This window comes from Cyclobacterium sp. (assembly GCF_014762705.1).
In the GTDB taxonomy this organism is placed as follows: domain Bacteria; phylum Bacteroidota; class Bacteroidia; order Cytophagales; family Cyclobacteriaceae; genus Cyclobacterium.
The window spans coordinates 96,687-120,609 of the sequence record NZ_JABURL010000119.1 but is presented as its reverse complement, the minus strand read 5'-3'; the positions used below and the strand labels follow the sequence as shown (position 1 = coordinate 120,609).

At 42.4% G+C, this 23,923-nt stretch carries 13 protein-coding genes; all 13 read right to left on the bottom strand.

Annotated features, from left to right (window positions below; genetic code table 11):
* Nucleotides 1-63: 63 nt before the first annotated feature.
* The 13 genes from HUJ21_RS23875 to HUJ21_RS23815 all read right to left on the bottom strand — a co-directional run bounded on the left by HUJ21_RS23875 (nt 64) and on the right by HUJ21_RS23815 (nt 23,919).
* Complete coding sequence (locus HUJ21_RS23875) at nt 64-1,512, bottom strand: RagB/SusD family nutrient uptake outer membrane protein (RefSeq protein ID WP_291373461.1); 1,449 nt, start codon at nt 1,510-1,512, stop codon at nt 64-66.
* A gap of 17 nt (nt 1,513-1,529) precedes the next feature.
* Nucleotides 1,530-4,961, bottom strand: a complete 3,432-nt coding sequence (locus HUJ21_RS23870) for a TonB-dependent receptor (RefSeq protein ID WP_291373459.1) — start codon at nt 4,959-4,961, stop codon at nt 1,530-1,532.
* A gap of 170 nt (nt 4,962-5,131) precedes the next feature.
* Nucleotides 5,132-6,223 (bottom strand): FecR family protein, encoded by a 1,092-nt coding sequence (locus HUJ21_RS23865; RefSeq protein ID WP_291373458.1) that lies wholly within the window; start codon nt 6,221-6,223, stop codon nt 5,132-5,134.
* 414 nt (nt 6,224-6,637) lie between these two features.
* Complete coding sequence (locus tag HUJ21_RS23860; RefSeq protein WP_291373457.1) at nt 6,638-8,353, bottom strand: RagB/SusD family nutrient uptake outer membrane protein; 1,716 nt, start codon at nt 8,351-8,353, stop codon at nt 6,638-6,640.
* A gap of 42 nt (nt 8,354-8,395) precedes the next feature.
* A complete protein-coding gene (locus HUJ21_RS23855) occupies nt 8,396-11,734 on the bottom strand; it encodes a TonB-dependent receptor (RefSeq protein ID WP_291373456.1) in 3,339 nt (1,112 codons plus the stop codon).
* 148 nt (nt 11,735-11,882) lie between these two features.
* Nucleotides 11,883-12,917, bottom strand: a complete 1,035-nt coding sequence (locus HUJ21_RS23850; RefSeq protein ID WP_291373454.1) for a FecR domain-containing protein — start codon at nt 12,915-12,917, stop codon at nt 11,883-11,885.
* Between the two features lie 412 nt (nt 12,918-13,329).
* Entirely contained in the window at nt 13,330-13,929 is a 600-nt protein-coding gene (locus HUJ21_RS23845; protein ID WP_291373452.1) for a sigma-70 family RNA polymerase sigma factor, read from the bottom strand.
* A gap of 397 nt (nt 13,930-14,326) precedes the next feature.
* A complete protein-coding gene (locus HUJ21_RS23840; RefSeq protein ID WP_291373451.1) occupies nt 14,327-15,187 on the bottom strand; it encodes a hypothetical protein in 861 nt (286 codons plus the stop codon).
* 439 nt (nt 15,188-15,626) lie between these two features.
* On the bottom strand, nt 15,627-18,338 hold the full coding sequence (locus HUJ21_RS23835; RefSeq protein ID WP_291373449.1) for a family 78 glycoside hydrolase catalytic domain: 2,712 nt from the start codon (nt 18,336-18,338) through the stop codon (nt 15,627-15,629).
* A complete protein-coding gene (locus tag HUJ21_RS23830) occupies nt 18,338-18,799 on the bottom strand; it encodes a hypothetical protein (protein ID WP_291373448.1) in 462 nt (153 codons plus the stop codon). Before HUJ21_RS23830 ends, HUJ21_RS23835 begins: the two co-directional genes overlap by 1 nt.
* A 4-nt stretch (nt 18,800-18,803) precedes the next feature.
* Nucleotides 18,804-20,678 (bottom strand): sulfatase-like hydrolase/transferase, encoded by a 1,875-nt coding sequence (locus tag HUJ21_RS23825; RefSeq protein WP_291373447.1) that lies wholly within the window; start codon nt 20,676-20,678, stop codon nt 18,804-18,806.
* A 151-nt stretch (nt 20,679-20,829) separates the two neighbouring features.
* Nucleotides 20,830-22,419 carry a sulfatase gene (locus tag HUJ21_RS23820; RefSeq protein WP_291373445.1) on the bottom strand — a complete coding sequence of 530 codons (1,590 nt, stop codon included), beginning with the start codon at nt 22,417-22,419 and terminating at the stop codon, nt 20,830-20,832.
* A 66-nt stretch (nt 22,420-22,485) separates the two neighbouring features.
* Entirely contained in the window at nt 22,486-23,919 is a 1,434-nt protein-coding gene (locus HUJ21_RS23815) for a RagB/SusD family nutrient uptake outer membrane protein (RefSeq protein WP_291373443.1), read from the bottom strand.
* Nucleotides 23,920-23,923 lie beyond the last annotated feature (4 nt).

Here is a 23,923-nt window from a genome sequence, read left to right as displayed (position 1 = left end):
GTAGAAGGAAAATTAAAAAAATAGGGGCAAGCAAAATTGCATCCCCCTATTTAAATTAAAATGTTACCAACCCGGATTCTGTTCCAGATTGGAATTCAGTTGGGTTTGTAAATCCGGAATGGGAAAGAGCGTCATGAAATCTTCCACATTTTTACCTTGAGCCCTCATTTTTTCTAAAAATAGATTTCTTCTTTTTAAATCCCATGCCCTTTGATTTTCGAAGGCTAACTCGAACCTTCTTTCCTCCATTACGGCTGTTCTGAACTGATCCTGCGTCATTGAACTTAAGTCCGGCAAATCGGATTCAACACCATTTCTAGCTCTTTCACGAACCCTATTTATCCACTCGTATTTCTTTGGATTGTCCGGGTCTATTTCATTTAATGCCTCTGCAGCGATTAACAGAATATCTGCATACCTAATAATTGTATAATTCACACCACTTTGCAATTCCCCTTCTCTATCGTCAAATTTACTGATGTAATAGGGAAAGCTCCCACCGTACACCTCCTGCATGGTAATGGTCCCGGAAACACCATCTATGTGTTCATACTGATCGGCAATTGTAACGGACCTCCTGTACGATTCTGGATTTTGAGATACAAATTCTGCAGATGGAGCATAGGACCCAGGAATGGTCGTTCCTGCCCAAAAGGAATTTCCGTAGGGACCTGAAGGAGCCCTTGGACCATACCTACCAGGAAGTGGGTTATTGGTTTCTCCACTGAGGTATTGAATTTGAAAGATGTGTTCAGGGCTATTATCATTTTCAGGCTTGAAAAGGTCTGCATAGTCATCTAGTAACCTATACCTATTGGAATTAATCACGGTCTCAGCATGAGACAGTGCATTTTGAAAATCCCCTCTATATAAATAAATCCTTGCCAGCAAGGCATTAGCGATATCTGCATTTATTCTTCCTGCCGGACTGGTAGCACCTAATTTATCAGCTGCTTCTTTCAAATCTTCAATGATAAAGTTGAAGACTACTTCTTCAGTGGATCTTGGTTCATATATATTATCAAAACCAACTGTAGGGGAATCATATAATGGAACTCCTCCCATTGCCCTGGCCAAATGAAAATAATATATAGCCCTTAAAGCCCTTGCTTCTGCTATTAAAGCTGCTTTTCTGCCAGATTCGAAATCTATTCCTTCTGTGTATAGAATCACTTCGTTGGCACGATTTATCGCAGAATAACACTGAGACCACAGCCCACTAGTGACTTCACTGTTGAAATTAAATTCATCCCATTCAAAGGCATCGGGAACAATTGGGGAGATGGTCATGTCGTCAGCAATCATTTCTCCATAATTGGGCTCTTGGGATACCAATCCATATAGATTACTATAGGCACCGTATAATCCTACAAGGGCATCTTCTTCTGATTGATAAAAGTTTGCCAAACTGATATTACTTGGTGGATCTTCTTCCAGGAGGTCATTGCATCCCTTTAAAGGAATTATCAACAGAATAATGATATAGATTCTAAGTTTATGTGTATTTTTCATGGTGTATTCATCTTCAATTAAAATCCTATTTTTACGCCTATCCTTACACTTTTTGACATGGGGTATGCGCCATTGTCAACACCTATTTGCACGTTACTTGAAGCATACAAATCTACTTCCGGATCAAAACCCGTATAATTTGTAAAAGTGAAGAGATTATCTCCTGCTACATATACCTGTGCATTTCTTATGCGGTTCGATCCTATTAAGTTGGATGGGAGATTGTAAGATAGATTGATGGTTTTTACCCTCAAAAACGAACCATCCAACACATCTCTGTCACTAAAATTTTTCCATTCCCCGGCATTGGTTATTGGTGCCTCGATAGTATTACTTGTACCTGGTCCTGTCCACCTTTCCTCGAAAAAAACCTTATAAACATTATGTTTTTGGGGTTGGGCCAATAACCCAATTCTGTTCATATCGGCAATTTCATTTCCATATACACCATGGATAAAAACAGAAAGTGTTAGGTTTTTATAAGAGAAATCATTAGAAAACCCATAAATAAAATCTGGATTGGGATCTCCAATTATCTCCCTGTCATCATCATTCTGTCGAAAACCATCCCCATTCAAATCGGCATATTTGGGTAATCCTGGTCTATTGATGCCCCCCACCGTATTTCCAGCCGCAATAATTTCTTCTTCTGTCTGCCAAATACCTGCAAACCTGTAACCATAAAATAAACCTAACGGTTGCCCGGGTAGCGCAACTGAACGGCCATGAGCGGATTCTCCTCTTCCAATTCCAAAAAGAAGTCGATCTGTTCCTTCTGCTAAAGAAAGCAACTTATTTCTATTGAAGGAGATGTTAAAAGAAGAATTCCAAACCAGTTCTCCAAATGAATTGTTTACCCCAACCTGGAACTCAAAACCCTTATTTTCCACGGATCCAATATTCTGGACTGATGTTCCGTAACCTGATTGATTAGGAATAGTAACATTTAACAATAGATCCTCTGTTTTTTTGATATAGTAGTCAGCCGAGAAATTAACCCTTCCCTCTGCAAATGAAGCATCCAAACCTACATTGAATTGGGCTGTTTTTTCCCATTTCAAATCCGGGTTAGGGATTCTATTAGGCACCAAACCAATTACAGGAGTCCCATCGATGATTGGCCTTGTAGTATTATATAGGGCCAATGAAGAGTAGGGACTGATATTTTCATTTCCGGTTAATCCGTAAGAAGACCTTATTTTTAAATCATCGATGGTATTTAATTGTTTAAAAATTTCTTCATCACCAATCCTCCATGCAAATGCTGCCGAAGGGAATACCCCCCATTTATTTTCAGCACCAAATTTAGATGACCCATCCCTCCTTACAGTACCAGTAAAAATATATTTATCATTATAAATGTAATTTAATCTGCCAATGTAAGATAACAAAGCAGTATTTACCGCATTACTTTCAGAAGGCCTGGGATTAGCTCCAATTCCTAAATTATTGTATTTAAGCTTATTGGTAAAGAATTCGTCTGTTCTGCTTAATACACTTTCGGTCTCTCTGGTTTGAATTGTATATCCCAAAAGCGCATTTAACCTATGCTTTGAGCCAAAATCACTATTGTATGACAAGGTATATTCCTGAAGCCAGTTGTTACTTTGAATGGTTCCAATTGATGCAACTCCCAAATTGGGAAGCGCTTGTGTTTCTGCAGTATTGGGAATGTATACATCACGTTTGGAATTGATCACATCTGTGCCGAAATTGGTCTTGAAGTCAAGACCCTCAATAATATTGAAAACTACAAATGCATTACTTAATACCCTGGTGGTTTCGGTGATATCTGTACGTGTTTTTGCGATGGAAACAGGATTTTCCAGTATTTTAACCGTTTCATCATGATTATGAAGATAATTTCCGTCCTCATCAAAAACCGAAATCACAGGAGTAGTCGTCAATGCGTTCCACAAAGGAGAATCATGCTGAAAGCCACTTCCGTCTGAAGGAACGGCATCATTGACAGATTTATTTACATTCAAATTAATCCCGGCTTTTACCCTCTTATTTATTTTTTGGTCTAAATTGAATTTTAAACCTCCTCTCTTGAAATTCGATTCGATGATGATACCCTCCTGGTCAAAATAATTTCCTGAGACAAGGTATTTGGTATTTTCTGTTCCCCCGGAAAGAGAAAGATTATAGGAGTGGGTAAGTGCAGTTCTGAAAATCTGATCTTGCCAATCAGTCCCTTCTCCCAATTCTTCTGGCAGAGGTTTATTTATCCCATCATATATCAGCGGTTGATTATTATTTATTGCCCATTCATTGGTAAGAATGGCCAGTTCTTCGGCATTGGCCAAATCTAGTTTTTTTCTGACATTTGCAATATTTAATGAATAATCAAAGTCAATTTTAACACTTCCTAACTTCCCTCTTTTTGTGGTAATCAACACTACCCCATTAGCACCTCTGGCTCCATAAATGGCAGTAGCAGAAGCATCCTTTAATATTTCAATAGATTCAATTTCACTTGGACTAATGGAGGAAAGAGGGTCTGCAGCCAATGCATTGTTTCCTGCCCCACCTGGCGTGGTATTGATATTATCTATAGGAAAACCATCAATCACATACAAGGGATCACTGGAGGCGTTAATCGAATTGGTTCCCCTGATTCTTATTTTCATTCCTCCTCCAGGTGCATTCGAGGCTGCTCTTATATCCACCCCTGCCGCTCTTCCCTGCATGGATTGAATCAAAGTATTTGCAGGCGTCTTTTGCATGTCTTCACCTTTTACTGAAGAAACCGCTCCACTTAAATCAGACTTCTGCTGCGTTCCATAGCCCACCACCACTACTTCTTCCAGGGACGATTGATCTTCCAGGAGCGTGATGGAAAAATCCGTTTGGTTCCCCACCGTAATGCGCTGGGACTGGTAGCCGATAAAGGAAATCAACAATACCGACCCTTCTTCTGCTTCCAGGCTAAAATTGCCATCGATGTCCGTGGCAGTACCCGTAGTGGTGCCTTCAATCAATACCGTGGCCCCGGGAATCGGATCGCCGTTTTCATCGGTTACTGTTCCCCTTATTTCTACTTCAAATTTAGAAACTGAAACGATGGGTTCTGCCTGTCCCTTCCTGGAGGTCTGTACATGGATATTATGGTTAATTTGCTTGAAATCCAATCCGGATTGCCGGGCTATCGCCACCAATACCTCATAGAGGCTTTGGTTCTTATCCTCAACGGAAACTGGAGGCAAATTCCTGACTTCCCTTGTGAGATAAACAAAGGTGAAATCGGATGCTGCTTCAATCTTCTTGAATGCATCCTTGACCGGGACCCCTTCCAGGGGCAGCCTGACGACTACCTCATCTATGCTTTTGATCTGGGCATTGCCATTCGAGGCTAATAAAAAGCCCATGGTCAAACACTGGAAAAGAAAAGCATAGGTAAATAATTTGCTCATGCGTATAACATGCCTAAGTATAAGATTTTTCATATCTTTACATGGTTTATTTTGGCTATTGTGTAAATGGTTGAATAAACTGGCATCGGGTACTGATTAGCGTCAAATGCCCCGATGTTTAACTACTTCCGAAGGTGTTACAGCACCTTCGGTTTTTTTGATGTTATTTTGAATTAGTTTTCCATAGGCAGTGATTTTTTGGGTTACTGTTTGAATTTTATGCTGACCTGGTCCTTTTCAATTATGAATTCCAGCCCTGCCGTATAGCTCAGGCCTTCCAGCAAGTTTTCCAGTGTCTCATTGTGGAATTTCCCCGAAAGGTTCATCCCGGGCTTAGGTTGGTTTTGAAAGTGAAATCTGACTCCATACCAGTTTTCCAGAGCCCTGATGGCTTCCGCCAACTTTGTATCATCAAACACGATGGTTTTTCTGGTCCAGGCCAGGATAGCTTCTTCATCAAATTTATCCAAGGAAACCTGTATTTTGTCCGGACCAATACTTATTGCCTCTTTTGGAGCCAGTAAAATCTTTTCATTACTTGAATTTGGCAGCTCAATAGATACCTTTCCGGTGAGCAGGGATACCATTTGTTTTTCATCCTTATAGGCCATGATATTAAAGGAGGTGCCCAGTGCAGTAGTTTTGACCCCTCCCGCATTTACCGTAAAGGGCCGATTTGGGTCATGGGCAACTTCAAAAAAGGCCTCACCTTCCAAAAAAACATCCCGAACGGCTTTGAATCTGTTCTCCTCATAGGATAAACTACTTCCCGCATTGAGCATCACCCTTGTACCATCGGCCAGGGATATACTGGACTTTACGCCGGGAGGGTTATTGAAAACAACATTTTTTACGGGTTGGGGTATCTCTTCAGTTGTTTCAGGCAGCGTATTGCGGCTCGCTAAAAATCCTAAACCCAAAGATATCAGCAATATGGATGCAATTCGCCAAAAATACCCAATCTGAAAAAAATCCTGACCGCTACTGGGCTTCTCTTTTACCATCCCTTGCCTGATAGGCACTACTTTTGCGAATTGCTTTTGTTGGTCTTCTTTAGTGGTTTTGGTCTCTATTTTGTCCCAGATCTCCTTATATTCCTTATCCTGAAGTGGGTATTGGTTTGAAAACAACTCCAGAATAAGTTCCCTGGCCAGCTCCACATCCTTCACAAATGTGGGGTTAGTGGACAAATAGTGCTTCCAGGTGTTATTACGTTCGGGACTTGGATTTAATACCCATTTCCTAAACTCCGGGTTTAGTACAAGGCCTTTGACTGTATCGTTGTAAATATCCATTTAGGCATGTTTTCATGGATATGTGTCGGACAAACCAAAAATCTATCCTTTATTTTTGGACTATTTTCAAAAAAAATTACCTAAAACAGCTTTGCAGGCGTGAGAGCTCGATTTAAGAACGTCCCTAAAAACCAATTATATCGTCATTCCGAAAACTAACGTTTCAACGAATAAGAAATTGGGATACCAACTAAAAGAAAATTTTATTAAAATCTATCATAATTTCTAAGCCCTATTTTCTCAAAACTACAAAATTTCTCGCCGTCACATTTTACATCCTCAAGGTACCTTTAAAAATTTCCGGAGGAAAACCGAGTTATCTCCTCCGGAATGAAACCCGAATGGCTACCAGATAAAGACTAAGTGTTTATTGTTTTTTTAACCCTGGTATTCGATCCATTCCAAAAAAAATATTTAATATCCCGCATTTTGGGGAAAATCAGCATCAACATTTAAATCAATTTGGTCCTGTGGTATTGGCCAATGGAAATTGTGTTCCTCAATGGCTGCTCCAGGAACAAGCGGGTTATCATTGTATGCCCTTACCCTTTCCAGGAGTTTTCCGGTCCGCCTCAATATAATAAGCCTCCATTCTTCACCATACAATTCCCGAACACGTTCATCCAATAAGAAATCCATGTCTATGTCCGAGGCTGAAACAGGAGTTGCAAGGGAACGTTGCCTAACCCTATTCACATCCTCAGCTGCCATGACTTTGTTCCCTAATTCCAAATAGGCTTCGGCTCTGAGAAGCAAGGTTTCTGCAAAACGCAATGCATACCAGTCCTTATGAGTAATTCCACCTCCCGAACGGTTTGGTTGCAAGAAATAATTTAACGGATCTGTAAATTTAATATGGATAGGGAATATGATTTTACAAGTGTCCGCTATTGGATCAGGTCGTGGTGGATCGTATAGGCTGAAATCTATCTTTTGTTTATCATAAACAGATTCCGGTGAATCAAAATAAAAATTTCTCTTCAAATTGTGCTCCGCATTTCTTATATCAATGTCCCAGTTATCTTTCCATACATCATAATAAACCAAGCTGGTTCCTCTGCAATTTGCTGTGGGACGACTCAAGGTATCAGAATATCCAGTATACATTCCATTGTATAATTCTCCCTGGAATCCCTTTTTACCATCCGGAGTTAAGCCAATATCAAAATAGCGAGGTCCAAAAATATAAGCGCTGGCTATCTGGCCGCCTCCAATAATAAATGGCTCAGCTTGAATTACCCACATGGCTTCGGTATTTTCCGGCAAGTTATGATTCCCGAAACCGAAAAGGTCAAAGAATACATCCCCAGAGCCAAAAACATCATTGCCAAGTTTTGTCCCAAAACGACTTGTCATCAAATCATACTCAAAGTCATCAATCACATTTGTTGCCGCATCCACGGCATTTTCGAAATCATCCTGCTCAAGGTAAGTTTCCGCAAGGTAATGCCACGCAGGACCTTGAGTAATCCTTCCCGGGGCATCTTCTTCACCAGGTTCTGGTAAATTGTTGGCAGCATATTGAAAATCTTCGACCATCAAATTGTGAATATCTGCTACTGGGTTCCTAATAAAATCTGCCCTAGCCGAGTTTATTGGTTCTGTTAATAAAGGAATATCTCCGTATGTGGAAACCAAATACCTGTAAGCAAACGCCCGGAAAAACCTTGCCTCAGCGATGTATTTATTTTTACCTGTTTCTCCTTCTGCAAACACCACTGGATCGGCCATCTCTACCCTGTCAATCAATACATTTGCCCATTGAATAATTTCAAATCCAACATTCCAAGTAGCGATTACATTCCTCCAAACGGGCGTCATGTCCGAATAGGAATTTAAATAGGGTCCACCCGGTCCAGGGGTTTCACCATTGTAACCCAAATCAGATCCATGGGTTGCCCAATTCATCACTCCAAATTCACCAAACGAATAATAGGCAGACCTGACACGATCATGTATAGCTGTTATTCCTTGTAAGGCGCCTGCTTCAGTTAAATATGCATTGTCGGGTGACAGGAAATCAAGTGGTTTTTCGTCCAAAATATCATCATTACAGGACGTAAATATAACCAGCGCAAAAGCGCCGATCAGCAAAGAATTTACTGCAAGAATTTTTATATTTATATTCATTTTTTCCTTATTTATCAAATATCACTTAATTAAGCTGAATTCTTACAAACTAAGATTCAAACCTAGAATGAAATTTCTCATTAGTGGCGTATCACTAATACCAGTTTCAGGATCCCATCCCTGCCATTTTGTCCACACATAAGAGTTTTTGCTGGAAATATAAACCTGAGCAGACCGTAAGTTTAGTTTATCCAAAAGGCTTTGTCTGAACGTATAACCTAATGAGATATCCTGTAACCTAACAAAGCTCCTACTTTGATAAATACCGCTCTGACGAAGAGGGACATTATAAATACCGGTAGTATTGGATGTTGGATTTTCCGGTGTCCAGTATGGATTAACAGCGGAATTATTTCTTCTATCCGGAAAGTAATAGAGAGGATTTATTATCTCAGCATTGTCAGACTGGTAATAATTTCTACCTCCTTGAATTGAGTTAATAAAAATAGAAAGCGTTAAATTGTTATATGTAAAGCTATTGTTCAGGCTGAACCTATAGCTCGGAGCTTCATATCCGATAACCGTTCTGTCATTAGTTGGGTCAATTTCTCCATCACCATTTTGATCTACATAACGGAACTGTCCAGGGTACCAACCATCTAATGTGTTACCACTAAAAAATTCTTCCTCTGTCCAAACTCCCCCGGCCATTTGATAATCGTAAATAGCACTGATCGATTCACCTACAAACCATCCATTCCCGATATCGTTGTCATCTTCTCCACCATACAATTTGGTGATTTTATCTCTATTTACGGCGAAAATAAAATTGGTTTCCCATCGAATAGGTCCATCCATATTTATAGATCTCAAATCAAACTCAATCCCTTTGTTTTTTAGTCCACCTATATTTGTCCAGATATTTGCATAACCTGCAGTTCTCGGAAGTTGCCTTAAAACCAACACATCTGTTGTATTTGCAGTGTAGGCATTGAGCGTACCGGTAATCCTATTCTGCCAAAAGCCAAAATCTAGTCCCAAGTTATAGGAAGTAGTCGTTTCCCAGGCCAAATTTACATTACCTAGATTACTCGGATAAAGCCCAATGGCAGTAGATTGACCAAACACATAATATCGGGTACCCATCCTGGACAAACTTGAATACCGGCCTATACCTTGATTACCATTTTTACCATAGGAAGTCCTTAATTTAACATAGATATCCATGTTGCCAAGAAAAGGTTCGTCAGTAATTACCCAAGCCACTGAAGCAGATGGGAAGGTTGCCCACTTATTTCCTGCTCCAAATCCAGAAAACCCGTCACGACGTACTGTTCCGGTAAACATATACCTGGAAAGAAAACTATAATTGACCCGAGCCATATAGGATAAACTGTTTTCTTCATAGGCAGAAGAATTACCCGTGACCACCTCACCCAAGCCAATATTATTATAACCGAGAATTTCATTTTCAAAACCCGATGCTGTGAGTGTGGATGCATTTCCTGTTCTCCCTTCTCTACTAAATAATAAGGTAGAATTCACCTGATGGTCACCGAAGGTACTGGAATAATTAATTATGTTGTTGAGATTCCAGTCTCTGGACTCTGAAGGATTCTTAATGGCTAACCCTCTATTGGAAACTCCGGAAGGAGTAGAACTCGAATGAAAAGTGTTGTTGTTCCGATTGGAGTAAACATGAGAATAATTGAATTCATATTTAAGGCCTTCTATCCAGGGAATGGATACCTTTAACCTCCCTACGGCGAACAACTCATTGGTAATATCTGAATTGTCAATGTACTTATACACTAGAGGGTAAGGTTGGAACAACTCCCCTCCAAGAAAAATATCATAGTTGGATTCTCCAATATAATTATTTACCAAGGGACTTGCTACCCTGGCATTGGCAAGGCTTGTCGGAATACCCGAATTATCCCTTGTACTATAGCTTGCGTTTAAGCCAAAAGTCAGCCAGTCCGTAATTTCACTTTCCACATTGCTTCGAAGGGTTATACGCTTGAACTTATCATTAACCTGAATACCTTCCACCTCTGTAAAAGAGCCGGAGATATAATAATTAGAACGGTCTGTCCTCCCTTGAAGGCTTAGATTGTAATTTTGCATTGGCGCAATCTGTAATACCTCATCTACCCAGTTGATTTCATTACCTGCCAGGTAATTCTGTTGTTCTTCAAAGGTTCTTAAATAAGAAGCTACCGTTTCAGGGTTGGTTAAATCAGGTCTTTGTGGTTTTCCTTCTGCATTGGTAGGATTGGTTTTATACCAAGCGTAAACTTTGCTCTGATGGTCCCAATCTACCAAACGATTTGCAAATTCATCGGAATTCATAACACGCATAGGATTATTGGTCATATCCTGAAACCCTGTATACATTCCAAAGGAAATGATGGGCTTTTCAGATTTTCCTTTTTTGGTAGTAATCAACAAAACCCCATTAGCAGATCTGGAACCATATACGGCAGCAGCACTGGCATCCTTGAGAACATCAATGGTCTCTACATCATTAACATTTAAGTTAGAAATGCTGCCATTATAAATTACACCATCCAAAACGATCAATGGTCCGTCTGATGCAGAGAGTGAAGTTTTACCTCTTATTGATATTTCCGGCTCGCTGGAAGCTCCTCCCCTTGATTCAAGGTTTACTCCAGCAGACGCTCCAATTAACGCCTGAAATAGGTTAACATTGGCTTGTCTGGATTTATCTTCCATAGAAATTCTGGAAACAGATCCAGTCAAGTCACTTTTCTTTGCGGTACCATAACCAATGACTACAACCTCATCCATAGAGGTCACATCCTCTTCCAGCACAATATCCAATACACTTTGGTTTCCTACTTCAATGCTTTGGGTAATGAACCCAATATAGGAGAAAGACAGCGTCGAACCTTCCGGAACATCAATGGAATATTTCCCCATCAAGTCGGTTGCTGTGCCGTTGGTAGTGCCCGGAACAAATACCGTGACCCCGGGTATGGGCTCGCCATTTTCATCCGTCACCGTTCCCGTAATCGGCCTTAACTCTAATTCAGCTAAAACGTCAACCTCCGACTGACTCCTGAAGACCACATCAATTGTATGATTCATTTGCCTAAAACTCAAACCTAGCTGTTGACCGGCATCTTTTAGCCGGTCTTCAACCGTTCCAGTTTCGTTCTTAAATTGGATAATTTGGGATTTATCTAATCCCTGATTCTCGTAGGCAAACTTAAAAGGGGTGTTTCTTTCTACTTCTTTAAAAAATTGCCGGACACTAAGTGCCTGCGCTGATAAATGGATATTTACCTCTTCTATACGTTTGTATTGGCCCTTTGCCTGCATGATGCTGGCAAAATTGACCAACAGCATTTGTAAAATTAAGCCATATAGAAAGCCTTTGGACAACATGAGGATTGCCGTTAGTAATTTATTTTTCATAATTTTGAGTGTTTATTGGAAATTAATTTCAATAGGCCTGGTCTATTGATGGCCCCATTCCCCAATGTGCACCATCTTCAGACCAGCTCAGGGCCGGTTGGTTTTGCCAACCGGCTTTTTTTATGGAGCATGTATGTATACCATCGTTCTAAAATTTTAAATAAACTACCTTTTCTTCTATATTGAATTGAAAGCCCTGTATATAGGCCATACTGCGCAATACCTCTTCCAAGGTCTGCTCCTTGTACTCTCCTGAAAACTGCCAGGATGCAGGTGCTTCGTTTTTTAACATAAACTTTACCCCATACCAGTCTTCCAGGGTCTTCAGCACCTCTTTTAAATTAGCACTTTCAAATCGAATCCAGCCCTCTTTCCAGGCCAGAACCAGATTTGGATCAAAACTTGCTACTTTTTGCCGTCCTGATGCGACCTCATGGTGCAGGGATTGACCCGGTTTCAACATTACGGGCTCAGCGGATGCCTTTTTTGCTACCTTCACGCTTCCGGATACCAGCGAAATATCGATAGTCGTCTGAAGCTGATTCCGAACATTAAAAGCCGTTCCCAATACCGTGGTCAGCAATCCATTCGTTTCTACATGAAAGGGCTTTAAGCTATCTTTCTCCACTTCAAAATAGGCCTCCCCAATCAGTCGAACCCTTCTTTCCAAGGAGTCAAAAGGCTGCGGAAAAAATAGACTGCTGTTGGCATTAAGCCATATCCGGCTACCGTCTCCCAATGTCAGCTGCAGTTTTTCTCCCGGCATGGTTGTTTTTTCAATCCATACCGGATCATTTTCTAGCAGAATCGTTTCTGTTGGTTGTTTGGAAAGCCACCATCCCAACCCAAAACTAAATAACAATATGGCTGCAATCCGCTGAAATTGCCCAGCTCCTTTCCAGATGGGGAATCCCAGCCGGCCTGAGCTATTTTTTTTCACCTTCTTTGGTCTCACCTTCTTATCTTTCAATAGTTGCTGTAGGATTTCCTCACGGACTCCTTCAGGGGCCCTGTGCTCCGGGTAGCGGACAAGAAGCAGAATTTCCCTGGCTTTCTTTAATTCTTCTTTTTGCTCCGGATTAGCAGCCATCCACCTGAACCAGTAAGCATCCAATTGCTCATTCGGTTGCTTCACCCAGGCTACGAATTCCTGGTTGGCTAAAAAATCCTCTTTGGTTTTCATGGAGTTTAATCTTCTTCTTTACTGTAAATGCGGCAATCCACCCAAACAACACCTAAAAAATTTACTTTTTTTAATAGATATGGTCAGCATTTAAAAATGTCCTGCCGTATTCCAAAATTATTGGACACGAAGACTTAGGGACTAAGCGAGGGGAGACTGAGAGACATAGAGACTTGGAGACTTGGAGACGGAGTGACAGGGGGACGGATGGGAGGTACAGGATATTTTTTTACTGAGGTCACAAAGAGCGAAGGACACTAAGGAAATAGGAGACTTAGAGACTTAGGGACTAAGAGGTGGTATTTAAGGAGATTGAGGGAGATTGAAAAGGATTGAGGAAGGTTGAGAGAGATTGGTTGATGTTGTGATGGGGGACGGAGTTATGGGTATTGGGGGGCCTGGTCCATGCTGATTATCCCAGGGTTTTGCGCAAAAAAGCCAGTGCTTTGTACATCAGGTTGCGGGTAGTATGATCGCTGTCCATGCCCATCAATTCCCGGATTTCCGCATATGACAAGCCTTCATAAAAAAAATAATAGATGATCTCTTTTTTTCTGGGACTCAACCGGGAAATGGCCCGGTTCAAGGCGTTGACTTTATCCTGATCCAATTGCTGGTCGATCAAATGCTGCTCGGGAGACAAAACAAAATCAAAACCATGCTCACCCGCCAGGGGCTGTCTTCTGCCTTCCCAGCGACTTTGTTGCTGATATAGCTTCCTCTTCAGGCATTTCAGCAAATAAAACTTGATATGATCCGTAGGACCCAATTTTTCCCGAAGCTTCCTGAGGTCAAAAAACACTTCCTGTATGCCATCTTTGGTCAGGGATTCGTCCAAACTGATTCGCATGCCATAGGCATACAAATGGTCAAAATACTGCTCATAGATCTGTATAAATGCCGCATCACTACCCTTACGGAATTGATCCCAAAGCAGCGAATCGGATGGGCTTTTGGCAGCATTTTCCAGGGTAGGCGCTTCCTTTGCGTATTTGGGATAAGGGGCAGACATGGTAGGGTTTATTGGTAATGGGGTCTAAATTTAATGAAAAATCGGGGAATACCTACAGATTACCAAATATTATCCCATCCCTTTTATTCAAAATGCTTTCTGCACCCAGCCGATGTCAAATATACGATCCCTTCCCGGAGGTCTTCTCCGAAAAAGGGATCGTTTACTTTTATCATTGGTTGAATACACACTTATTCATCCGGTTTTTTCTGGAATTTTTTTACGGTCCAGGCAGTGGAAAATGAGGTAACCATCCCCACAATAATTGCCCAATAAAATCCAAAACTATTGGGATCAGTAGATCCAAGTGGAGTTAAAACCATAAGAAGATAGGATCCAATTATCCCGAATATAAATGAAGTTAAATGAGATTTCAGTTTACTGGATTCCATATTAATCATCTCCAACATGTTAAAAGCAAAGACCCCGCCAATCCTCCAAAAGCACCTTCGATAAATCCTACCGCCCCGCCCATGACAGCACCTCCTACACATCCTGAGGCTGTGCCTAATAACGGGAAAACAACTGTACCCCCGGCACAGCCAATAACTCCTCCTCTAACTGCATTTATTCCTCCTGATACGACAGCACTGGCCCATACCGCCCTCATGTCTACTCTACAGCGCAAATTAGAAGAGTACCCTGATCCTTTAACCAGCACAGCCATTTGTTCTCCAAATCTGTCCATCCCACCATTTTCCAAGAAGTCAGCCAAGGCATAAACTCCGGAACCTATGGCATGTAGTTCCAGCTTTTCCTCATTAGACAAATTACTATCAAATAGCTTATTATGAAAATTTTTAGATAAAAATTTCGCCTTCCCAAAATCATCCGATTCAAACAGCTCATTTAAAAATTCCAGAAGGATCGGTAGCTGCTCCCTACTATAAGCATCTTCAAGGGTTTCTAAAAATTCTAAAGAATGAGGATCAACAATAGTATTACCAAAATTTTTGTTTTCTAAACTTTCTCCAAGGAATGATTCCGAATCAAAATTATCTATGAGAATGTAATTATTTTCCCAATGCTGAAACGTTTTGGTTTGTAAGGATTGTCTATCCAAATACATCATTTTACCGTTCTCCTCTTTTAAGATTTCATCCAAAGACTGAATAGCAACACCCAGCCCATCCGAGTACATTTGTTCAAATCTTTCAGGAGCATTAGAAAGATCTAAATCAGGGCGTTTTACATCCAAATCCTCCTGACATGAAACGAGAATGCAAACCGCAGATACAAGTGAAATGTTGGTTTTCATAAGTAAAATAGTTAAAAGTTTTGCCTACTCTCTTAACATCTTTTCGGCATCCGATGACAGCAATAGCTTGGTAGTTTAAATAGTAGTTATGTTCTTACGTAATAAATAAGCCAATTAGCTGACTAAAAACTGCAAAGGATTGCATATTCCTGAAGTTGCAGTACCAGTGACTATCAAACAATAATAAAATCGCACTTAAAATAGTGTTATAATTTTAAAAAAACAACTATTATTTATAAAATTTAAAAAACTTATAGAAAGGATATTCCATTTGAATAAGAAGCGATGATGATTATAAAAAAATAGACTCCGCGACCTTTTACAAGAGAGTCCATCCCATTCTAATATAACATCAATTTTCTACTCTTTTTTTGGTTTTATTGAAGCATAGAGCAATCAAAACTTTCCGATATAGAACTAACATTAAATTAAAAAGTTGTTAAAACTCTAGTACATGCATTCCACTATCCACTAACAATTTGGTGTAAGATACTGCCAAATCCTGATTTTGGATCAAATCTCCAAATAACTGCTCTCCGTCCAACAATAGTTGCTTTCCTACCCCCACGGGTAAACGTATTTCAGCTTGTGTATTGGCAGGCACTTCCACTTCCAACAAAATGCTTTCTCCTAGCTTTTTCCAATGTGACCGGATCCAGCCGAAGGGGGAATGATGTCCGGCTTCCACCCATTCCAGATCATTATCAAAGGAAGGCTGGATCAGTATCTTTTCAAATCCGGGATTCTCTTCCACAGGACGTATGCCGGCAAGTCCCATATAAAAATAGTCCCCGATGGTACCAAACATGATGTGGTTGCGGCTTTGGGAACCATCCCAATTTTGATACAAGGTATTGGCATTCAATTCATCCACCCAGTACCCCCAACCAGGAAAAGTACGCTTATTGGCCATTTCATACAATATCCTATCCTGCTTGAAATCCATCAAAACATGGAGAATGGCCTTGGTACCCACTACCCCTGCATCGATATGCCCATCCTTTGCATCAATGGCATGTAACAAACCGGCCAATACAGCCCCTTCCTGATCTTTTTCTACCAGCCCAACAAACAAGGGAACCGCCTGGGCGGCCTGCCCCCCGTGATTGTAGCTTCCACTTTGTGGATCATAGTACTTAATATTGAATGCTTCTTTTACCTTGCCAGCCATTTCGGTATAGGTCTGCCTGTCCTGTTCCTCTCCGGCAATCGCTGCCATTCGGGAAAGCATATCGCTGAAATAATAAAAAAAAGCAGAGGCCAGAAAAGGGCCCTTTGTCTTTTTTTCCAACTGCTTGTGGTCATCAATACCAAAATTAAGAAGATCACCATGGGCATGTGCCCTGAGGTAATCCACATATTTTTTGAATGCCGGATAGTAGTTGCTGATTATGGTAGAATCACCCGTAAACCGGTACAGCTGCCAGGGTATTTCCATAAAAGCTCCTTCCCATTGGGGCCCATAGCCACGCTCCGGATCTTCACTTTGGTTGTAGGTATATCCCCAACCACTGGTGGGGATGATTCCGGGAAGATCTCCATTTGGCTGCTGTTCATCTACAAAGTCATCTATCCATTTCAGGTAAGCCCGGCTCATGTCAAAATTGTAGCAACCAGCTTCGGCCACCAATAGCGCATCTCCGGACCAGCCCATTTTCTCCCGGTGGGGACAATCGGTGGGATAGCCATGATAATTGCCCAAAAATGACCATTCAAAATTTTCCTGGAGTTGGTTGAACAACTCATTGGAACTTCTGAAGTAGCCCTTTTCAGCCAGATCCGTATGGACCACGTCGGCCTGAATCTCTATAACCTCTATCTCCGGATCACTTCGGGTCAGTTCCACATACTGAAAACCCTGATAGGTGAAAATGGGGTGCCAGGAGGCCTCCCCAGCTCCCTTCAAATAATACCTGTCCGTCTGGGTATCGCCGGTCCAGATAAAACGGCTGAGTTCTTCCACATCCAAGGTACTGTCGGGATAAATGCGCTCTCCATACCGCATTTTGACACGAGATCCTGCCGGGCCATTGACCCGGATATTGGCCCAGCCCGTAAGATTTTGGCCAAAATCCAGCATGATAGTACTGTCATTGACTTCCCATTGTTTTTGGGCCTTAAGAGATTGTATCCGCCTGATGGGGGGCATAAGCTGCGCGGACATCTTGCCTTCAGGACCGGAAATTTCATAGGCATCCATCCAGGAATCACCGAAATAACCCGGTGCTGCCCATCCCTGCATTTCTTTTCGGGCATCATAGGTCTCCCCATTATGCACCCCGTCAAAGATGATGGGGCCTTCCAGGCTGAACTTCCAGTCTTTGCCGGAATAGATCCAATGTTCCTTTCCTACTGTATCCACCACCTTCAGCTGTGCCCGGAGGGCTGGGGAAGCTCTCCAGGGAGCCTGATCAAAGTCCCAGGCCTCACGTGTATGCTGGTTGTACCAACCATTTCCCAAAACTACGCCGATCACATTCTCCCCTTTTTGAAGTAAATCGGTCACATCGTGAACCACATATTTCACTCGTTTATCATACCGGGTCATGGCGGGGTCAAGCACATGGTCGCCCACTTTCTGCCCGTTGATCCAAGCCTCATGGTACCCCAAACCGGAAATATAAAGCCTGGCAAATTGAAAGGTATCGGGCAATTCGAAAGCCTTCCGGAAATAGGGAGCCGCTGTTAATGGGGGAATTTCATTTCCTTCCGGTACATGGGAAATCCATTTTGCTTCCCAATGGCTGTCCGGCATCAGCCCCATTTCAAACCAGGAAGGCTCACTTGCTGACAGCTCTCCTGCTTTGTTCCATACCAACACCTTCCAATAATACCGCTTACCGGCCTGCGGCTCTTTGCCCTGGTAAGCCCGGTTCACAGAAAGGGAAGAGGGCACTTTGCCGGAATCCCAAAGATCTGCCTTTCCCCCTTCCAGTTTTTCCGGACTGCTGCCCACCAAAATCTGGTAGGCCGACTGCCTGCAACCGGATTCAACAGCTATTTGCCAGCTAAACAAAGGATCTTCTTCCAGACCCAAAGGCTTTTCCAGGTGATTGGTGGTTAGTTGATTAACTTCAAAGCGGCTATCCTTTTGACAGGCGCTCAGCAATGTGAGGAACAGGAAGAATAGAATCAACTTAATCTGCATCATCAATGTTTTTTACCTGTTGACATGATATACCGGTGCTCTCCCGCAATGTGAACGAATGGCTCGTACTTATTCATCCACCACATTTTTTCATCCGGCATGGACTGAATGAGCGTCTGATTGATAAGGGATTCCTGCAACCCCTCCTTTAGCCTTATATTGGAAAAGTAGATGCCAAAACCAGGGCTGTTGCCGTCATTGACATGCCAGGTACCCAGGTTGATCACCAAGCGGTCCAAATGGGAAATGTCCACCCCCTGATCCCGGTAATCCGAAAACCAATTGAGCTGCACCTGCTGCCACTGCTCCATTTGGTCATTCAACTGAAAGTGAAGGAAGGGAATATCCTTTTGATCCGTAAATCGGTCTGTCAACTGAGAGGTTCCTTTACCCACCCAATAGGCCATATTCAAAAGTTTGACACTTCCCTGAAAACCCTCCAGCCAGACAAAGCCTCTTTTCATGTCCCTACCAATTCATGTCATACCCATGGTCCATGGGATCGATGTTCCACTTGGTCAGCAGCCCCTTGGCCGCCCTAAGGTCGTAATGGCTGCGGTTAAACTCTCCCACCATTCCTATCATGTCCAAAACAGCCATTTGTGTAGCCTCTGCCTCATCTTCTATGCTATCGATGGCGTTCAGTGCATGAGTTCTGGCAAACGAATTGGGGGTTTCCAGTACTTCATACAAAGCCTGAAGACCTTCCTCCTCAAAGCCTAACCGGTACATGGCTTCAGCTGCAACCACTTTGACATTGGGAGAGGAATCATTCAGGACATTCCTGAGGGCTTCCTGAGCGTCGCCAGCATCTTCTCCCAGAATCAACATACCAGTCGCTCCCCAATACCGGATGGCCGCCTCTTCATCATTCAGCATCTCGACAAGAAAAGGAATGTCTCCTTTTTGCGGATCTGAAGCCAGGTTTGCTCCATCTATCAATGCATTGAGATCCAGGTCTGCTGTCCTCATATAATCGTAGGCTGTGGTGCCTTCAGTACGGTCAATCAACTCTGCCTCAGGGATAAATCCGGTATCTTCAATTTCCAGCATCCAGTCTTTGGTAGCGCCACGCATCCTTTTCAGTATATCTTCGTATTGGGGATCATTTGCCAGATTGTTGACTTCCCAGGGATCATTTTCTGTGTCATATAGCTCCTCTGCAGGCTTGGTATTCCAGAATTTGGATTGGATCTCATTGCATTCGCCTGCTTTGTAAGCCGCTTCCCAGGATTGGATGGAAGGGGCTCTCCACAGGTATTCCAGAAACTGCCCATACACCCGATATGGAATGTAATTTCGGATATACCGGTATTTATTGTCCCTGGCCGAGCGACTCATATCGTAGCGCTCATCCATTCTACCCCTAAACATAAATGCATATTCAGGGTCTTCCGTTTTTTGCGCTCCTAAAAATGCATTGCCTTGCAAATAATCCGGAATATCCTTTCCTATCAGACTGAGCAAGGTCGGTACTAAATCCACAAAGCTGATAAGTCGGTTAATTTTTGTTCCCGGATTTTCGGCAGGATAAAGGTGCTTGTATTTTTCAGGAATTCTTACAATGAATGGAACCCGGGTGCCTGTTTCATATACGTACCTTTTACTTCTGGCCAAAACCCCTCCATGATCCCCGTAATAAAATACGATGGTATTTTCTGCTTCCCCACTTTCCTCGAGTTCCTGTAACAACTCGCCGATTTTCTGATCCATATCCTCTATTTTATCGTAATACTGCGCCCAATCATGCCGCATTTCTGGAGTATCCGGATGATAAGGAGGCAAAGTGACATCTTCAGGCTTGTGCCGCAATTCCCCGGAGGGAATGGATTGATGAATAGAACTTTCATGTGAGATGGTGGTATTGAAAACCGCAAAAAAGGGCGTGCCTTCGGGCCTGTTTTTATAATGCGCCTTATTACTTGATTCATCCCAAAAATCCTCATTTTGCTCTGGATTGATGTTATAATCCTCTTTGGAATTATTGGTGCAGTAATAGCCGGACTCTCTCAGCATTCGGGGGTAGGGCTGTATTTTGTCTGATTTATCATAATAGCTCCGCATGTGCTGGTGTCCTCCTGAGGTAGCATAAATACCGGTAAGAATGGTATTTCTTGCGGGGGCACAAACAGGCACATTGGCATAGGCATGGGTATATAAAAACCCTTCAGCAGCCAGTGCATCCATATTGGGGGTAGTGGCAAACTCATCGCCGTAACAGCCTGCAAAGGGGCTATTGTCTTCACTGGTAATCCATAAAATATTGGGAAGTGGAAGTTCCTCTTTGGGAGGGTTGCAGGAAATTATAAAAAACAGGCTTATTATAACTATCAGGTTTTTCATTTTGGGTTGGGGTAAATATTTTTTATTTAATTTCTAAAATAAGCCAAATAATTGAATTATTAAATTTATTAGATTTCAAGGGACTTACCTGGTCCTGCACCTCCATAAAAGATTATTAGAACAGGGCCATTTTCGCAAATATTTTGAATTATTAATCATTGGTACCCACATCACTGCCCCACCATTGATTACCCGGATCAAAATCCCTGGACAGGAAATCCATGCGCTGTTTTTCCAGGGCAGGCATACGGACATTTTTTATCCTTTCCAGGTACTCTTGTTCCTTCGCCGGATCGTACATGGGATCTTTTTCAGGGTACAATGCCCCTACTTCATCCAGATAGGCAAATAGCTGATCACTCAACTTGCCTGCCAATTCGGGGTTTTCGGCAGCCACATCATGGTTTTCTTCCAAATCCTGATCCAGATTGTACAATTCTTCCCGGCCATCTTCATAATAATGGATCAATTTCCATTCCCCCAGACGGATAATGGAAGAGGGCTCCCCGCCCTGATTGCCATAATGGGGATAATGCCAGATAAGGGGTCTTTCCTCAATCGATCCCCCGGTGAGCAATGGCAAAAGACTGACCCCATCCACATGCTCTTCGGGTTTTAATTCCTCACCAATCAGTTCCAGCAAGGTGGGGTAAAAATCTGTTCCTGTCACCGGAGCATCCGATGTTTTACCTGCATTGTCCAGAAAAGGCGTCTTGATAAAGTAAGGCTCCCGAATACCCCCTTCATACTGATACCCTTTTCCTCCACGTAATGGTAGATTGGAAGTAGCAAAGGCATCTCCTGCAGACACTCCTCCATTATCAGAAGTAAAGATTACGATGGTATTTTCATCAAGCCCTAACTCCTCCAGGGTGTTTATAACAAGCCCGACGGCATCATCCATGGTTTCCACCAATCCACCATAAACGGGATTGTCCTGCACCTGCCGGATGGGAAGAAAATGCCCCATTTCAAATCCTTTGTCCGCTATGCCGGAAGCCTCGGCTTTGTCCCTGTATTTAGACCATTTTTCTTTGGTAGTCTGAATGGGAGCGTGCACAGCATAAAAGGAAAGAAAGGCAAAAAAAGGTTTGTCCTGCTCTTGCCGGATAAAATTGGCTGTTTCCCTGGCCAGACGCATGGTCAGGCTTTCTCCATCGGGACCACTTTCCAGGTAAGGATTTTCCCAGGGCGCGTAAAATCCTCCCATGGGGCTACCCTTGTCCCAGCCACCCTTATTGATATCAAAACCATGATCTTCAGGCAAAGAGCCTTCTCCGCCCAAATGCCATTTTCCGGCAAAAAAGGTAGCATATCCGGCTGCTTTCATGGCTTCCGGCAAGGTGGTGTAATCCAGGTCCAGCTGGTCCTTGTTTTCTGGCGGCAGCAGTTTGTTGAACCTTCCTGCCGCTCTCCAGTCCTCTCCTGTTTTGGCACCGATCCAATCGGTGATCCCATGTCTTGCCGGAAATTTGCCGGACATCAGGCTGGCCCGGGAAGGGCTGCAAACCTGACAGGCGGCATAACCATTGGTAAAAATCATGCCCTCATTGGCTATCCTGTCGATATTTGGTGTCTCATAATAATCGCTGCCCATACAGCTTAAATCGTGATAACCCAGGTCATCGGCCAGGATAAACAGGATATTGGGTTTTTGTTTTGCAGCTTGCTCCGCCTGCTCCTGCTGACAGGAGACCATCAGCAAAGTAGCAAAGAGGGGCAACATATTTTTTAATGTCATTGGTTTAAATGATTTGTTGGGATGGAAAGTAAATTTATTGCGTAAATAAACAAAATAAAGTTTCAATTAGTACCCTGGGTTTTGTTCTAGATTAGGGTTTCTATCAATTTCATTTTGGGGAATGGGAAACAGAACATGGTAATCAAAAGCATTTTTCCCCCTTTCGTTAGCCAATTCTATGAATTTACCATGTCGGATAAGATCCTGTCTGCGCAACTCTTCCGTGAAGAACTCCCATGCCCTTTCGTCTAGTATATGATCTCTAAGTTCTTCCTTGGTATTAAAATCACTTAATAAAAGTGCCGGAACTCCTGCTACTTCCCTAACTTCATTGATCAGTGAAATCGCTTCATCTGTAGGTCCTGAAATTTCATTCAATGCCTCGGCCCTGGATAAAAGAATATCCGCATACCTTATGATGGGAAAATCATTTCCCATATGTACGCCAACCCCACTCGGATCTTCACCAAACTTAAAGCTTCTTGAGTTATCCGGGCCCAATTCAATTAAATTCCCGTTTACATCCATATATTCCTGAATGATCACTGCTTTTCTCTGATCTTCCGGGTGAAAAGAATTGACAAATCCATCCAATAACTGATACTGAGCGGCGTAATTCCCTCTGGGAGGGTATTTAAATTGATAGGAAGGCGGGGCTGCATGCGCCAAATAAGTGGTACTTAAACCGGGAATCGGTAGATTGGGTCGGATGTATATAAACTCTTCATTTTCCTCATTTTCAATATCAAATAGCGCATCTCTGGATCCTGCGGTAAATAGTGAATATTTGTTCAAGTCGATTACCATTTGAGCCGTTTCGGCGGCTTGTTGCCATTTTTTATTATTCAGGTAAAACTTGGTAAGCAAACTCAAGGCGATGCCCTTATTTGCCCTGCCATAATTTCTGGCTTCCACCGGTAGTATTTCACTTACAGCTTGCAATTCATTTTCAATAAAGGCAATAATTTCCTCTCTGCCTGCCCTCGTAGGCCTGGCTTCAATCTCAAGTTCACTACTGGTGATCAAAGGGACAGGCCCGAAAATATCAAATAAGTAAAAGTAATTGCTGGCCCTGATGAATCTTGCTTCTGCAATTATTTCCTGCTTTCGGTCTTCATTCATATCGATCTCCGGAACCCTGTCAATGATTAAATTGGACCGGTAGATGGCTGTATAATCCCTTCCCCATTGCCCATCCAAAAATGAATGGGTGGGATTCCAGGTGAAGTCTTCTATTAATTGGGCATCTCTCCTTAACCCCCCTCCTCTCTCAATCAAAATATCCGTGGTAAGCTCAGAAAGTAGCAAGTAATCCCGGCTGCTCCTTCTCTGATCTGATGCATAAGCAGAATTTAGCATAGATTCCGCATCCTCCGCTGATAGAAAAAAATTGGTAGGGCCCAAAACTGAATAAACTTCTTCCTGTAAAGGGTCTTCACATCCCTGGATGGAAACAAGCAACAAAGCAATTGTCAGTATTTTTATATATATGGTTTTCATTTCT

Bases quoted from the DNA above. Each gene is read 5' to 3' on its own strand.
- HUJ21_RS23875 (WP_291373461.1), bottom strand. From the start codon at position 1,512: ATGAAAAATACACATAAACTTAGAATCTATATCATTATTCTGTTGATA.
- HUJ21_RS23870 (WP_291373459.1), bottom strand. From the start codon at position 4,961: ATGAAAAATCTTATACTTAGGCATGTTATACGCATGAGCAAATTATTT.
- HUJ21_RS23865 (WP_291373458.1), bottom strand. From the start codon at position 6,223: ATGGATATTTACAACGATACAGTCAAAGGCCTTGTACTAAACCCGGAG.
- HUJ21_RS23860 (WP_291373457.1), bottom strand. From the start codon at position 8,353: ATGAATATAAATATAAAAATTCTTGCAGTAAATTCTTTGCTGATCGGC.
- HUJ21_RS23855 (WP_291373456.1), bottom strand. From the start codon at position 11,734: ATGAAAAATAAATTACTAACGGCAATCCTCATGTTGTCCAAAGGCTTT.
- HUJ21_RS23850 (WP_291373454.1), bottom strand. From the start codon at position 12,917: ATGAAAACCAAAGAGGATTTTTTAGCCAACCAGGAATTCGTAGCCTGG.
- HUJ21_RS23845 (WP_291373452.1), bottom strand. From the start codon at position 13,929: ATGTCTGCCCCTTATCCCAAATACGCAAAGGAAGCGCCTACCCTGGAA.
- HUJ21_RS23840 (WP_291373451.1), bottom strand. From the start codon at position 15,187: ATGAAAACCAACATTTCACTTGTATCTGCGGTTTGCATTCTCGTTTCA.
- HUJ21_RS23835 (WP_291373449.1), bottom strand. From the start codon at position 18,338: ATGATGCAGATTAAGTTGATTCTATTCTTCCTGTTCCTCACATTGCTG.
- HUJ21_RS23830 (WP_291373448.1), bottom strand. From the start codon at position 18,799: ATGAAAAGAGGCTTTGTCTGGCTGGAGGGTTTTCAGGGAAGTGTCAAA.
- HUJ21_RS23825 (WP_291373447.1), bottom strand. From the start codon at position 20,678: ATGAAAAACCTGATAGTTATAATAAGCCTGTTTTTTATAATTTCCTGC.
- HUJ21_RS23820 (WP_291373445.1), bottom strand. From the start codon at position 22,419: ATGACATTAAAAAATATGTTGCCCCTCTTTGCTACTTTGCTGATGGTC.
- HUJ21_RS23815 (WP_291373443.1), bottom strand. From the start codon at position 23,919: ATGAAAACCATATATATAAAAATACTGACAATTGCTTTGTTGCTTGTT.